The sequence below is a fragment of the Streptomyces roseolus genome (genome assembly GCF_014649855.1).
GTDB lineage: Bacteria > Actinomycetota > Actinomycetes > Streptomycetales > Streptomycetaceae > Streptomyces > Streptomyces roseolus.
In genome coordinates, this window is sequence record NZ_BMTV01000001.1 from 166,608 (window position 1) to 179,600 (window position 12,993).

14 protein-coding genes are annotated in these 12,993 nt (G+C 73.5%); 1 reads left to right on the top strand and 13 read right to left on the bottom strand.

Going from position 1 to position 12,993, the window contains the following annotated elements; all coding sequences use genetic code 11:
- Positions 1-32: 32 nt before the first annotated feature.
- The 8 genes from IE245_RS00750 to IE245_RS36645 all read right to left on the bottom strand — a co-directional run bounded on the left by IE245_RS00750 (position 33) and on the right by IE245_RS36645 (position 7,431).
- Positions 33-1,307, bottom strand: a complete 1,275-nt coding sequence (locus tag IE245_RS00750) for a hypothetical protein (RefSeq protein WP_229851013.1) — start codon at positions 1,305-1,307, stop codon at positions 33-35.
- Positions 1,304-1,867 (bottom strand): SigE family RNA polymerase sigma factor, encoded by a 564-nt coding sequence (locus IE245_RS00755; RefSeq protein ID WP_189944820.1) that lies wholly within the window; start codon positions 1,865-1,867, stop codon positions 1,304-1,306. Before IE245_RS00755 ends, IE245_RS00750 begins: the two co-directional genes overlap by 4 nt.
- Before the next feature lie 497 nt (positions 1,868-2,364).
- Positions 2,365-3,633, bottom strand: a complete 1,269-nt coding sequence (locus tag IE245_RS00760) for an aspartate kinase (RefSeq protein WP_189944590.1) — start codon at positions 3,631-3,633, stop codon at positions 2,365-2,367.
- Positions 3,634-3,748: 115 nt separating this feature from the next.
- Complete coding sequence (locus tag IE245_RS00765; RefSeq protein ID WP_189944591.1) at positions 3,749-4,429, bottom strand: DUF5063 domain-containing protein; 681 nt, start codon at positions 4,427-4,429, stop codon at positions 3,749-3,751.
- 56 nt (positions 4,430-4,485) lie between these two features.
- Entirely contained in the window at positions 4,486-5,085 is a 600-nt protein-coding gene (recR, locus tag IE245_RS00770) for a recombination mediator RecR (RefSeq protein ID WP_189944592.1), read from the bottom strand.
- 59 nt (positions 5,086-5,144) lie between these two features.
- Positions 5,145-5,480 (bottom strand): YbaB/EbfC family nucleoid-associated protein, encoded by a 336-nt coding sequence (locus IE245_RS00775; RefSeq protein WP_169093058.1) that lies wholly within the window; start codon positions 5,478-5,480, stop codon positions 5,145-5,147.
- 65 nt (positions 5,481-5,545) lie between these two features.
- Positions 5,546-6,637 carry a zinc ribbon domain-containing protein gene (locus IE245_RS36640; RefSeq protein ID WP_229851014.1) on the bottom strand — a complete coding sequence of 364 codons (1,092 nt, stop codon included), beginning with the start codon at positions 6,635-6,637 and terminating at the stop codon, positions 5,546-5,548.
- Positions 6,610-7,431, bottom strand: coding sequence for a hypothetical protein (locus tag IE245_RS36645; protein WP_229851015.1), 822 nt, complete (start codon positions 7,429-7,431; stop codon positions 6,610-6,612). The genes IE245_RS36640 and IE245_RS36645 overlap by 28 nt, the downstream gene beginning before the upstream one ends.
- Before the next feature lie 473 nt (positions 7,432-7,904).
- Between IE245_RS36645 and IE245_RS00785 the strand changes: the two genes are divergently transcribed.
- Entirely contained in the window at positions 7,905-8,609 is a 705-nt protein-coding gene (locus IE245_RS00785; protein WP_229851038.1) for an SLATT domain-containing protein, read from the top strand.
- 27 nt (positions 8,610-8,636) lie between these two features.
- Here the strand turns inward: IE245_RS00785 and IE245_RS00790 are convergent, their stop codons facing one another.
- The 5 genes from IE245_RS00790 to IE245_RS00810 form a co-directional block, all read right to left on the bottom strand.
- Positions 8,637-9,287, bottom strand: coding sequence for a putative DNA-mimic protein (locus tag IE245_RS00790; RefSeq protein WP_189944594.1), 651 nt, complete (start codon positions 9,285-9,287; stop codon positions 8,637-8,639).
- Positions 9,288-9,398: 111 nt separating this feature from the next.
- Positions 9,399-10,112 carry a GntR family transcriptional regulator gene (locus tag IE245_RS00795; protein ID WP_189944595.1) on the bottom strand — a complete coding sequence of 238 codons (714 nt, stop codon included), beginning with the start codon at positions 10,110-10,112 and terminating at the stop codon, positions 9,399-9,401.
- Between the two features lie 114 nt (positions 10,113-10,226).
- Positions 10,227-11,303 carry a DUF7405 family protein gene (locus IE245_RS00800; protein WP_189944596.1) on the bottom strand — a complete coding sequence of 359 codons (1,077 nt, stop codon included), beginning with the start codon at positions 11,301-11,303 and terminating at the stop codon, positions 10,227-10,229.
- Entirely contained in the window at positions 11,300-11,965 is a 666-nt protein-coding gene (locus IE245_RS00805) for an NAD(P)H-binding protein (protein ID WP_189944597.1), read from the bottom strand. The genes IE245_RS00800 and IE245_RS00805 overlap by 4 nt, the downstream gene beginning before the upstream one ends.
- Positions 11,962-12,903, bottom strand: a complete 942-nt coding sequence (locus IE245_RS00810; RefSeq protein WP_189944598.1) for a zinc-binding dehydrogenase — start codon at positions 12,901-12,903, stop codon at positions 11,962-11,964. Before IE245_RS00810 ends, IE245_RS00805 begins: the two co-directional genes overlap by 4 nt.
- Positions 12,904-12,993: the final 90 nt, after the last annotated feature.

A 12,993-nucleotide genomic window follows, 5' to 3' on the forward strand; every position in this document is an offset into this window, starting at 1 on the left:
CACGTTCCCCCGGCCCCTCCGCCGTGCCGGCCTCAGCCCTTGAGCATGCCCGTCCGGTAGAGCGTGCCGGCGCAGGCGCCGTCGAGGACCGTGGTGACGGTCGGGTCGCCGGGCTCCGCGGTGTAGCTGACGGCCACGCTGCCCGCGGCCGGCTCGGCGCGCAGGAGCTGGGTGGTCAGGCCGGAGTCGGTGCCGGCTTCCGTGCCCGTGCCGGTGCCGCCGCCGGTCTCGGCGCCGCCGGAGCCGGCGCCTTCGCCGTCGGGGGTGGGGGTGGGCGTCGGCTCGGTCGGGACCTGGGTGGGCTCGGTCGGGGTGGGCGTCGGCTCGGTGGGGACCTGGGTGGGCTCGGTCGGCGTCGTCGGGGTGGCCCCGCCGCCGTCGGTGGAGCAGCTCGCGGACGGCACCCAGGCGAACTTCAGCTGGTAGGAGCCGCCCGGCTTGAGCAGGAGCGGCTTGACGTCCGCCGAGGTGGGGGGCAGCCCGGTCGCCGGGTCGCCGTCGAAGTGGCGGACGACCGAGATCCGGCCCGGGTCGGCGGCGCCGCTCGCCGAGAGGGAGATCAGGCCGGACCCCTCGACCCGGCAGGCCGATCCGGAGCCGTTGACGATGGTGAAGCCGCCGTAGACGACTCCGGTGGAGTCGGGGCCGCTGTTGTAGCCGCCGCCCGACCGGAGCGTGCCGCGGCCGCAGAGCGGGACGGAGCCCGCCGCCGAGCCGGGCTCCGCGCCCGCCTCGGACCGGCTTCCCGTCGGGTCCGGCTCGGCCTCGCCCTTGTCGGTGGCGCCCTGGGTGGGGCCGGTGGTCGAGGAGACCTTGGTGGACGGCGCCTTGGTGGAGGCCGGGTCGTCACCCTCGGCCTCGGCGCCGGTGCCCCCCTGGGCCTGCTCTCCGTGGCCTGCGAGCGCCGGGTTGGCGGTGGTGAGTCCGGGGGAGCCGGCGACGTGGATGAAGGCGGGGACGGCGGTGCCGATGAGGACGGCCGCCGCGGCGGCGCCGACGAGCGCCTGGCGCTTGCGGGCGCGCCGGGCGGGCACGGCGCGGCGGAGGTGGTCGAGGGTGTCGGCGGACGGTTCGAGCCCGGAGACGGCGCCGTGGAACAGGCGGCGCAGCGCGAGCTCGTCCTCCTCCTCGTCCTCACCGGGGCCGGGCTCGAAGTCCATCATCAGTCGTCCACTCAGCTCGTCACGTCCGACGCGGGCCTGCTCGGCGCCGCGTCCGCTGCGTTCGTCGGGGTCGTGGCGCTCCTCGCCGTCACCGTGTCCGTCCCGCGCCTCGCGGACCGCGTCGTCCTCGTGCTCGCGGCTCATGCCTTGGCCTCCATGACGACGCGGAGGGCGGCGATGCCCCGGGACCCGTACGCCTTGACGGAGCCGAGCGATATCCCGAGGGTCTCGGCGACCTGGGCCTCCGTCATGTCGGCGAAGTAGCGCAGGACGAGGACCTCGCGCTGGCGGCGCTGGAGGCCCTTCATCGCCTTGATGAGGTCGTCGCGCTCCAGCTGGTCGTACGCCCCCTCCTCCGCACTGGCCATGTCCGGCATCGGCTTGGACAGCAGCTTGAGGCCGAGGATGCGGCGGCGCAGCGCGGACCGGGAGAGGTTGACCACGGTCTGGCGCAGGTAGGCGAGGGTCTTCTCGGGGTCGCGGACGCGCCGGCGGGCCGAGTGGACGCGGATGAAGGCCTCCTGGACGACGTCCTCGCAGGAGGCGGTGTCGTCGAGCAGGAGGGCGGCGAGACCGAGCAGCGACCGGTAGTGGGCGCGGTAGGTCTCGGTGAGGTGGTCGACGGTGGTGCCGGCGACGGGGCCGTCGGCGGCCTTGCGCGGCGTCGGGATGCCGCTGACTCGCGCGCGGGATTCGGTGGTCACGGCGGTGGTCACCGCAGGACCGTCGAGCGGGCGCGGGCGGAGCGCGGCGCCGCGTCCGGGTGCGCCGACGACGCCGGGGCCCCGCAGGGGGAGCACGGGCGTGCGGACCCCGCGGAGCGGGGAGACCGCGGGAATGTCGAGTACGTCTGCCACGCCTGTTTGACTCGTGTTCCCCCGGAATGGTTGTACGCCCGCACCGCGTTTCTCTGCGGTGAGCTGTTCGTCCTCATGCGTAACCGTTCTCCCCCAATGCCCCGTCACCTCGCGTGACCGCGCCACGCTCGTGGGTGAACGCGGAGACGCGCCCCGCCCAACTCCTAGTTGCAGCACGGGGGAAGTGCATCGTCCGCCACCACATCACCGCAGTTCAAGGGGGTTATGGCGCCGGATTGCTCACAGGGTGTTCACAGATCCCACGAAGCCACCACAATCGGATGCGCGACTGCGCCCGGCCGCTGGGAGCGGCCGGGCGCGGGGGGGGCCGGGGGGGCGGCGGGTCAGCGCCCGGTGCCGCCGTAGACGACGGCCTCGTCCGAGTCGCTGTCCAGGCCGAAGGCGGTGTGGACGGCGGTCACGGCCTCGTTGACGTCGTCGGCGCGGGTGACGACCGAGATGCGGATCTCGGAGGTCGAGATGAGCTCGATGTTGACGCCCGCGTCGGACAGGGCGCGGAAGAAGTCCGCGGTGACGCCCGGGTTGGTCTTCATGCCGGCGCCGACGAGGGAGATCTTGCCGATCTGGTCGTCGTAGCGCAGCGAGTCGAAGCCGATCGCGCCCTTCGCCTTCTCCAGGGCGTCGATGGCCTTGCGGCCCTCCGCCTTGGGGAGGGTGAAGGAGATGTCGGTGAGACCGGTGGAGGCCGCCGACACGTTCTGCACGATCATGTCGATGTTGATCTCGGCGTCCGCGACGGCCCGGAAGATCGCCGCGGCCTCGCCCGGCTTGTCCGGCACGCCGACCACGGTGATCTTCGCCTCGGAGGTGTCGTGGGCGACACCGGAGATGATGGCCTGCTCCACCTTGTCCCCTGTCGGTTCGTTGCTGACCCACGTGCCCTGGAGTCCGGAGAAGGACGAGCGGACATGGATCGGGATGTTGTAGCGGCGCGCGTACTCGACGCAGCGGTGCAGCAGCACCTTGGAGCCGGAGGCGGCGAGCTCCAGCATGTCCTCGAAGGAGATCCAGTCGATCTTCTTCGCCTTCTTCACCACACGCGGGTCGGCGGTGAAGACGCCGTCGACGTCGGTGTAGATCTCGCAGACCTCGGCGTCGAGCGCGGCGGCGAGCGCCACGGCCGTCGTGTCGGAGCCGCCGCGGCCCAGCGTGGTGATGTCCTTCTTGTCCTGGGACACGCCCTGGAAGCCCGCGACGATGGCGATGTTGCCCTCGTCGAGGGCGGTGCGGATCCGGCCCGGCGTGACATCGATGATGCGCGCTTTGTTGTGGACCGAGTCGGTGATGACACCCGCCTGGCTTCCGGTGAACGACTGGGCCTCGTGGCCCAGGTTTTTGATCGCCATCGCCAGCAGGGCCATGGAGATCCGCTCTCCGGCGGTCAGCAGCATGTCGAACTCGCGTCCGGCAGGCATCGGAGAGACCTGCTCGGCGAGATCGATCAGCTCGTCCGTCGTGTCGCCCATCGCGGAAACCACGACGACCACCTGGTGGCCGTTCTTCTTGGCTTCCACGATCCGCTTGGCGACGCGCTTGATGCCCTCGGCATCGGCAACGGAGGAGCCTCCGTACTTCTGCACGACAAGGCCCACGTGCGCTCCTCGCTCGGTCGGTGCCGCAGCCCGCGCTGCGGTCGGCTCAGTCTAACGAGCGACCGAAAAACACCGACCGGATATCACATCCTGAGACACTGTGCTCAGAGAATGATCAAAACTCCTTGGCCGCGCCCGAAGGGCGGCCGCGCAGGCCCAGGGGTCCGGCGATCTCCTGCAGCATGACCCGGCCCGCCTCTTCGGCGAGGTCGTCCTCGGTGAGGTCCTCGTCGGTGTCCAGGCCGTCGAGGGCGGCCAGCGGCTGGTCGAGGCGGACGTGGGCGACGAGGGACTGGAGAGCGCGGAGGGTGGCCGAGGCGGTGGGGCCCCAGTTGGAGAAGTAGGAGAACTGCCACCACCACAGCGCCTCGGAGGTGCGGCCCGCGCGGTAGTGGGCGAGGCCGTGGCGGAGGTCGGCGACGATGTCCGCGAGGTTGTCCGAGATGCGCGCCGGGACGGGGGCCTTGCGGGGCTCGTACGGGTCGAAGACCTCGGAGAAGACGTCCACCGGGTCGAGCATCGCGGCGAACCGCTCCCGCAGGTCGTCCACGTCCGGCTCCGGGCCCGTGTCCGTCTCGTACCGCTCGTCCGGGACGATGTCCTCATGCGCGCCGAGCCGGCCGCCGGCGAGGAGCAGCTGGGAGATCTCCAGGAGCAGGAAGGGCACCGCGCTGTCCGGCTCGTCCCCCTTGGCGACCTCGGTCGTGGCGACGATGAAGCTCTCGACCGAGTCGGCGATCTGGACCGCGAAGTCGTCGGGGTTCTGCGTGATGGAGTGCAGCGTGGGGTCAGACATCGAGGAGCCTCCCTGAGAGCTCACCGGCACCGGCCCGGTCCTCCCGCGCCCGGTCGTCATACATCTAGCAGCCTCCGCCCCTCGAAGGCACGGCCGAGCGTCACCTCGTCGGCGTACTCCAGGTCGCCGCCGACCGGGAGGCCGCTGGCGAGCCGGGTGACCTTCAGCCCCATGGGCTTGATCATCCGCGCCAGGTACGTGGCCGTGGCCTCGCCCTCCAGGTTGGGGTCGGTGGCCAGGATCAGCTCGGTGACCTCGCCGTCCGCGAGGCGGGCGAGCAGCTCCCGGATCCGCAGGTCGTCGGGGCCGACGCCCTCGATCGGGCTGATCGCGCCGCCGAGGACGTGGTACCGCCCCCGGAACTCGCGGGTCCGCTCGATCGCGACGACGTCTTTCGGCTCCTCGACCACGCAGATGACGGTCCGGTCCCGGCGCGGGTCGCGGCAGATGTTGCACTGCTCCTGCTGTGCCACGTTCCCGCAGACCGCGCAGAACCGGACCTTCTCCTTGACCTCCAGGAGGGCGTGGGCCAGCCGGCGCACGTCCGTCGGCTCGGCCTGGAGGACGTGGAAGGCGATCCGCTGCGCGCTCTTGGGACCGACGCCGGGCAGCCTGCCCAGCTCGTCGATCAGGTCCTGGACCACGCCTTCGTACAACGGAACGCCCTTTCCGGGTGTGCTCTTGCCTTCTTAACGGTAGTGGCTCGGCGTGCTCGCTAGAAGCCCAGGCCCGGCATTCCGCCCAGGCCCTGCGCCAGCGGGCCCAGCTTGGTCTGCTGGAGCTGCTGCGCGTTGTCGTTCGCGGCCTTGACGGCGGCCACGACGAGGTCCGCCAGGGTCTCGGTGTCCTCCGGGTCCACCGCCTTCGGGTCGATGACCAGGGCGCGCAGCTCGCCGGAGCCGGTCACGGTGGCCTTCACCAGGCCGCCGCCCGCCTGGCCCTCGACCTCGGTCGCGGCGAGCTCCTGCTGGGCGCGGGCGAGGTCCTGCTGCATCTTCTGCGCCTGCTGGAAGATCTGCTGCATGTTGGGCTGGCCGCCACCGGGGATCACGGTCACTCCTCGTGGGTCGAAGGTCGCCCGGTCACGTCTGGTGCCGGTGTTCCGAACGTCTCTGATCAGCTTAGCGAGCCCGTGCGAACCGTGGGGTCCGGCGCGGGGTCCGTCCACCGTGGTGGGGAGGCGTGGGCGTGGAGGTGGAATCCCGCGCCGAGTGCTGCTCCTCGCGGCTTGTGCCGGGTGGTGGGTGTGCTGATCGTGGTCACGCTCTGGTGCCGGTGGGCTGCTCGGGGCAGTCGGGGCCGGTCCGTTGGTGCGTGTCCCTCCGGACGCTTGCCCGCCAGGCCGTGGGGCCCGACGGGGGAGGGAACCCCGCGTCGCCTGGGCGCGGGGCGGTGGGTGCGTGGCCGGGTCGGGCCGGTCTTGGACCGGTCCGACCCGGCGGTCTTCGGGATGGTGGTGATGACGGCCGTGGCTTCGAGCCGGCCGGCCACCGTCCGGATGACCACCTGTCCGCTGGTGCGGTCGGTGACGGACTTGGTCTGGTGGGTGAGGCCGCGTGCGGCGATGCGGCGCCAGGCGCCCTGGTCGCGGTCACCCTGCCACCCGCAATCGGGCTGGGGGCAGAGGGCCCATTTCCAGCCCGGGGTGGTGGGTCGATCGGGTGCCTTGCGGTGCCGCAACGGGGTGAGGCAGTGCGGGCAGTGCCGGGAGGTGTTTCCGGCGGGGACGGTGACCACGGCGATACCGGTCTCGGCGGCGAAGTGCCGCATCCGGTCGGCGATCTGCCCGCGTACGGTCTGGGAGAGGCAGGTGTTCGTCGTGCGGCCCATGCCCCTGGCTTCCAGCGACCTGAGGTCTTCCAGGTAGATGACCGTGGGCCCGGCCGCGATGGCCTGGTCGACGGCCCAACGGGCCGCACTCCGGGCGAGGGCGTCGTTGAGGTTCGAGCGGCGCGCCGAGACGCGCCGGATCTCCTCCGCCAGCACCGCGTGCTTGCCGTCCAGGGCGGGGTCGGCGAGCCGGGTGTAGTGGCCGGTCTTGCCGTGCAAGTGCTCGGAGGTGCGGCGCAGCCGGTGTTGCTTGGCCACAACCCCGGCGGCCCGGAACTGGGCCCCGGCACCGAGGGCGGTGATGGTCCCGTCGGCGCGCAGCCGGGCGGCTCCCGCGGACAGCAGGGTATTCAGGCCCCAGTCCACCCCCAGGGCCACGGTGTGCCCGGTGCGCCGGGCCTGGGCACGGGATGGGTAAAGGCCAGGTCGGCCCGGGTGGTTCCGCCCGAGGGGCGCAGGGTAGGCAGGTGGAGCACCGCGTCCGCCGGGACCGTGGACGGCAGCTGGATCGGGCAGGCCACCCACGTCCAGTCGCCGTACGAAGTGGGGTCGGGCCGGACGGGCAGCTGGAGACGCAGCAGCGCACGGCGTCCGTCGTCGGAGCGTTCGATAGTGGCCTGCTGGCCGTCGCACGCGGCGAGCAGCAGCATCCGCGCCGCGCCCGGCGAGGGTTCCAGCTCGAACACACCGGCCGGAAGACGCCCGTGCCTGCGCGCGTACGCGGCGACCTGCCGGGTGCGGGAACGGATCACACTCGACGGCAGATGCTCCCCGCCGGGAATCGCGGCCCGTACCTGCTCCCACTCCGCAGGTGCGCGCTTGTCCGGAGCGGCGGGCCAGGCCGCCAGCACCCCGGAGATCACATCGGCGCGCCACTTCACCGACCGCAACATCCGCCCGGCCTGTTCCTGGGCCATGCGCACGATCCGGTCGTTCACCCGCACCCCGTCCGGCGGGGCGACCGTCCAGCCCAGCCGCCGCAGTGCCATCCACGCGTTCGACGGCAGGCTACGGCCCCCCGCGTCCGAACCCGACGCCAGCGTGTCCACATCGACAGCATTCCAGTGCCCGGACAGCAGCGCACCGGTCATCCCGGCGACCAGATCGGCGCACCAGCCCACCCGCTCCGCCAGAACGGCAGGCGTGATGACCTCCCCGGTCTTCTCGTCCACACCTGACCGGAGCAGGACGGGTGCGGAGGCGGTACGAGCCGCCTCCCCCTCGCCCAGCGGCAGCTTCCGGCCCACCGGCCCCCTCCCCTCACCCCTGGTGCCGTCATCCGGTCAACGACACCACCGCGGAAGGGTCACGCATTCGGTCCACGAACTCTTGGACGAAACCGACGCCTCCGCAAGCGCCCGGTCAGACCGACGGACAGCGCAGCACGGGAGATCCCTGAGGAAACCGATGAACCTACGTGGTCGGGGACCGCCCTGCCGCGACAACTCTTTCGAGTGAGAAACTGCGGGCTCCTCTACCTGATCAACACCCTCTTGCGGGCGGAAATCCCGGGATTCCGGGCCCGCCGCCCTCCATTCGGCGGTAGGAAGGGCAGGCACCACGTGCACCGCACGTCACAGAAGGACACGAGCGCCACGAACGCTGGGCTGAGCAGAGGAGTCCCCCGGTGAGCCACCAGCCGGAGATGCAGCCGCCGGGGCAGCCCGGGGAAGACGTCCCCAGAGATCTGACGGGGAAGCCCTTCCCCCTGGGCGACTGGGGCGAGCCCGCGGAGCGGCTCGACGAGCTCTACCGGTGGGTGGAGGCAGGCGCCCTGCGCACCGCCGAGTGGTACCTCTCGGACCGGGTGTGGAAGCGCCGCGCCGCCCGCGTGCTGCGGGCCGGCACGGCGCTGGGCGTGATCGCCGGGGCCGCGCTGCCGCTGCTCGACCTGACCGGGGCCGCCGAGGGCACGGCGGGCTGGGGCTACCTGTCGCTGCTGCTCGGCGCCGCCTGCATGGCCTGCGACCGGTACTTCGGGCTGACCTCGGGGTGGATAAGGGACGTGGCGACCGCGCAGGCGGTGCAGCGCCGGCTCCAGGCCCTCCAGTTCGACTGGGCCTCGGAGAGCGTGCGGGAGGTGCTCGGGCCGACGGAGGGCACCGCCAGCGAGGCCGCCGAGCGGTGCCTCGGGGTGCTGCGGCGCTTCTCGGAGGACATCACGGAGCTGGTCCGGGCGGAGACGGCGGACTGGATGGTCGAGTTCCGTTCGGGTCCGGCGCCGCTGGCGCTCCAGTCGGTCGGGGTCGTACCGGCCCGGCCGGAGGCGGCGCATCCGGCCGGCCGCTTCCCGCTGCCGCCGGGCACCCGGCCGAACATGCCGCGCCAGCGTCCCCCGGAGACCCGCTGAGGGCCCCCGGGGCGGCGCCGGGACGGTCTAGCTGAGCATGATCATCGAACCCTGGGCGAGGCTGCGGGTCGCCGCCGCGTGCAGCCCGAGCCAGACGTGCCGCTCGCGGGCGAAGGGGCCGTCGTCGTACGGCACCGGCGCGGCGGGCTCCTCCAGGCCGGTGGGCCGGGCGGGCGGCGCCGGGGCGGCCGGCGGGTTCATCGGGTCGATGCCGAGGGCCGGGGCGACGAACTCCAGTTCCCTCAGCAGCCCGTAGGAGGAGCCGAGCGGGCCGCCGCCCTCCAGGAGCTCGTCGTTGGAGAGCGGGACCGGGAAGTCGACCGGGACATAGGCGCCCGCGTGGTCGTAGTGCCAGACCAGGTGGGACTGCTGGGCGGTCGCCTCGAACATCTCCAGGAGCTGTTCGTAGTCGCCGCCGAGCTCGCCGACCGGCTCGACCGGCAGCCCGCAGATCGCCAGCAGATAGGCCCGGCGCAGGAAGTGCAGGGCTTCGTAGTCGAAGCCGGCGACCGGGGCGACGTCGCCGGAGAGGCCGGGCATGTACGCGTACACGGGCACGGTCGGCTGGCCGGCGGCGCTCAGCACGGCGTCGTAGGCGGCGAGGTCTTCGGCGAAGGGGTTGTCGGGGCTGTGGCACAGCACGTCGACGAGGGGGACCAGCCACAGGTCACAGGCCAAGGGAGGCTCGCTCTCCGTCAGTTCCGGGGAGGCCAGGGTAGTCGGCGGTGCCGACGACGCCCACCCGTGGGAGGCCTGCCCCGGGAAGCGCGGCCTCAACCCGGCGGCGGGTCACCGGCCGGTCCGGGCCTCCAGGCGGTCCGCCCACTCCAGGGCGTGCGCGTTGTAGGCGCGTACGACCCCGATGGCGGACTCCGCGTCGCCGCGGGTCACGGCGTCGATCAGGTCGATGTGGCCGGACCAGAGCCAGCCGTGCAGGGCGCGCTCGGCGCGCAGGTGGGGCACGGAGAAGGCCCAGGCCTGGACGCGGAGGCGGTGCAGGAAGTCGGCGATGGGGTCGTTGCGGGCGACGAGACGGGACAGCTCGCGCCAGTACCGCAGGTCGTAGCCGATGAGGACGTCCAGGTCGCCGGCGAGGGCGGCGCGGGCGGCGGCCTCGCCCCGGCGGCGGATCGACACCAGGACGACCCCGAGGCCGGGGTCGGGCTCGTGGAGCGCCGCCCGGGCCCGGGGGGTGTGGCCGCGGAAGAGTCCGTCGGCGACGAGCATCCGGGCCTCGACCATCTGCCGGTAGTCGGCCACCGAGAAGCGGTGGACGCGGAAGCCGCGGTGCTGGTCGGAGTCGAGCAGGCCCTGGGCGCAGAGGTCGACGAGGGCCTCGCGGACGGGGGTGGCGGAGACGCCGTACTGCTCGGCGATCTGCTTGACGGTGAACTCCTGGCCCGGCTGGAGACGCCCCGCGAGGACCTCGTCACGGAGCGCGTCCGCGATCTGCCGGCTGAGGGTGCTGCGGGTGACGGCGCTGTTCGCGGACGTGCCGGGCATGCGGATGGGAGCCCCTCCGTGAGGTTCCGCACGACTCTAACGGATGCCGGATCCGGGTCGGCCGGCCCCGGCGGGCCCGGCACCGCCCGCGGCCCGCGCCCACGCGCCGGGCCCTCAGCGGGGGTCCGGCGCCAGGAACGGGAAGGCGCGGTCCCGGCGCACGGGCACCGCGAAGGTGGCGCGGCTGCGGACCTCCATGAAGGCGTTGATGCCGTTGCGCCGCCGGACGCCGATGCGGCCGTCGTGGGTCGGGGCGTCGGCCGCGTTCATCGTCGCCCGGGTGGCGTTGAAGTCCTCCATGGTCCGCTGGAGCGACACGAAGTGGGTCCCCGGCACCCCGTGGTCGAGGGTCGCGAAGTCCCGGCGGTTGATGCGCGGGACACCGGCGAGGCGGGCGCGGCCGGTGGCCTGGGCGTGGCCCACGCGGCCGTGGTCGGCGGCCACCCGCGGCAGGCTGTCCGCGTCGCTCGTGGCGTCGTCGACCAGCTTCTCCGCCTCGTCGGCGCCGACGCGCGGCGAGTACATCAGGGCGCTGCGGGTGTCGGCGTCCTGTTCGTACCAGCTGTCGACGTCGAGCTCGATGTAGCTGACGTGCATGGTGGTGCCGCCGCGCAGCGGGCCGGAGGCGACGGAGATCCGCTCCTCGGGGGCCTGATTCCCGCGCAGCCCGGAGTGGAAGCCGAGCATCAGCGGCGCGCGGTCGGGTATGCCGGAGCCGGGGCGGCGGGCGGCGGGCAGACCGCGGCCGACGAACCCGGTGCGGACCTCGGCCAGCCGCAGCCGGTCCCGCTGGTCGAGGGGGCCGTCGCCGAAGAGCCGGCCGGTGACCTCGGCGAGGGTGGCCTCGTCGTCGGCGGCCAGGTGCAGGCAGGCGTCGTAGGACTCGAGGCGCGGGTTCTCCCAGCGCGCCATCGGGACGGGCCGGTTCACCGGGGACCGGACGCCGGTGTACGCCTCGAAGTAACCGGGTCCCCAGCCCAGGCAGGTGAGCAACCCCTGGGGTCCGTAGGGGAGTTCGCCCTCCAGGGTGCGCAGCGCCGACTCCAGGTGCGCGGCGTCGGCGGCCGTGGGCGCGCCGCCGGTGAGGTCGAGGAGGAGCAGCCGGTGGAAGCGCGGCGCGAGGGGGCGGCCCTCCTCGTCGTGGAGGAAGGTGCCCTCCCAGGCGTGCTGGGCCGCGGGCAGGTCGGTCATGACGGTTCCTCACGGTCGGGGCCGGCGTCGGCGCCCTCGGCGTCCCGGCGCAGCCCGGCGAAGGCCGCGTCCCAGTCGGTGAGCGGCTCGCCCGGCTCGTTGAAGAGGGCGAAGGTCGTGCCGCGGGCGGACGGCTCCTCCACGGCGGCGACCATCGCGGCGGCGAGGTCCGCGCGGGAGATCATGCCGTCGGTGCGCGGGTGCTGGGTCAGGGTCAGGGCGTGCGAGCCGGCCGGATCGTCGGTCATCCAGGTGGGCCGGACGATCGTGTGGGGCGCGGGGCCCGCGCGCAGGGCCCGCTCGGCGGCGATCCGCGCGGGCAGCAGGGTGGCGACGGTCCGGTTGAGCGGGTGGGCGGCGCCGTGGCCGACGGCGAAGGAGCTCAGCAGCACGAGGTGCGGCGGCGCCGGACGGACGGCGGCCTCGGCGAGGACCAGCCGGGTGGCGTGCTCGGTGTGGCGCACCGGGTCGCCCCGCTTCGGTACGAGGACGACGGCGTCCGCGTCGCGCAGCGCGGCCCGCAGGGCGGCCGCGTCCTCGACGTCGTCGACGAAGCGCACGTCGTGGCCCCGGCCGGCGGCGTGGCCGGCGACCCGGCGGCCGGTGGAGGCCGCGAAACCCGACGAGACGACGGCGATGCGGGCGGGGGCCGGCGCGGTCACGACGCGCCGCCGACGAGGAGGACGGCCTTGCCCGCGAGCCGGCGTTCCCGCAGGGCGGTCATCACCTCGGGCAGCCGCTCCCAGTCGTCGGTGCGGGCCACGACGGGCCGCATCCGCCCGTCGCGGATCGTGCGCAGCAGCAGGCCGAGGTCCTCCGCGACGGACTCGCCGGAGCCGAACACCCAGAAGGGGTGCAGGGTCTGGCGGGCGTGCGGGACGAAGGAGGAGATGGAGAGGGCCGCCGTGCGCCCCGACGAGGTGCCGAGGAGGACGAAGTGGCCGACGGGGGCGAGCATCTTCAGGGCGGCGGTCAGGACCTCCCCGCCGACGGACTCCAGGATCAGGTCGAAGGGGCCCTCGGCCTCGTCGGGGGAGGTGATCACGTGGCGGGCGCCGAGCGCGGCCAGGTCGAGCGTGCGACGGCTGCCGTGCAGCGCCGTCACCTCCGCGCCCTCGGCGGCGGCGAGCTGCACCGCGAAGGAGCCCACGCCGCCGCTGGCGCCGGTGATCAGCACGCGGCGGCCGAGCAGGGGTCCGCCGCGGCGCAGCGCGCGCAGGGCGGTCAGGCCGGCCACGCCGAGGGTGGCGGCCTCCTCGACGGCGACGCCCTCGGGGATCGGCGCGAGCCGGTCGACGGGGACGGCGGTGTACTCGGCCCAGCCGCCGAAGTCGGCCATCGCCGCGACCCGGGTGCCGGCGGCCGGTCCGGTGCCGTCGGCGGCCTCCTGGACGACGACGCCCGCCAGGTCCTGGCCGGGGCGCCAGCCCTCGGCGCGCTCGGCGAAGAGGCGCAGCTCGCCGCGGTTGACGGAGAACGCGCCGACGCGCACCAGGACTTCGCCGGGTGTCGGCCGCGGCAGGGCGACCTTGCGCAGTTCGGGTCCTTCGGGGGTGCCGACGTAGGCGCGGACGGCCTCGGGAAGGGGTGTCAGGGTCATGCCCCCCACGCTAGGAACGGGCGGCCGGGTGAGGGAAAGACCGGTCGGCGATGGATCCAGAAGCACTGGTGATGAATGGGGGCGGCACCT

Excerpts from the sequence above, each read along its gene's own strand:
- IE245_RS00750 (WP_229851013.1), bottom strand. The coding sequence starts at position 1,307 with ATGAGCCGCGAGCACGAGGACGACGCGGTCCGCGAGGCGCGGGACGGA.
- IE245_RS00795 (WP_189944595.1), bottom strand. The coding sequence starts at position 10,112 with ATGCCCGGCACGTCCGCGAACAGCGCCGTCACCCGCAGCACCCTCAGC.
- IE245_RS00785 (WP_229851038.1), top strand. The coding sequence starts at position 7,905 with ATGCAGCCGCCGGGGCAGCCCGGGGAAGACGTCCCCAGAGATCTGACG.
- IE245_RS00800 (WP_189944596.1), bottom strand. The coding sequence starts at position 11,303 with ATGACCGACCTGCCCGCGGCCCAGCACGCCTGGGAGGGCACCTTCCTC.
- IE245_RS00810 (WP_189944598.1), bottom strand. The coding sequence starts at position 12,903 with ATGACCCTGACACCCCTTCCCGAGGCCGTCCGCGCCTACGTCGGCACC.
- IE245_RS00765 (WP_189944591.1), bottom strand. The coding sequence starts at position 4,429 with ATGTCTGACCCCACGCTGCACTCCATCACGCAGAACCCCGACGACTTC.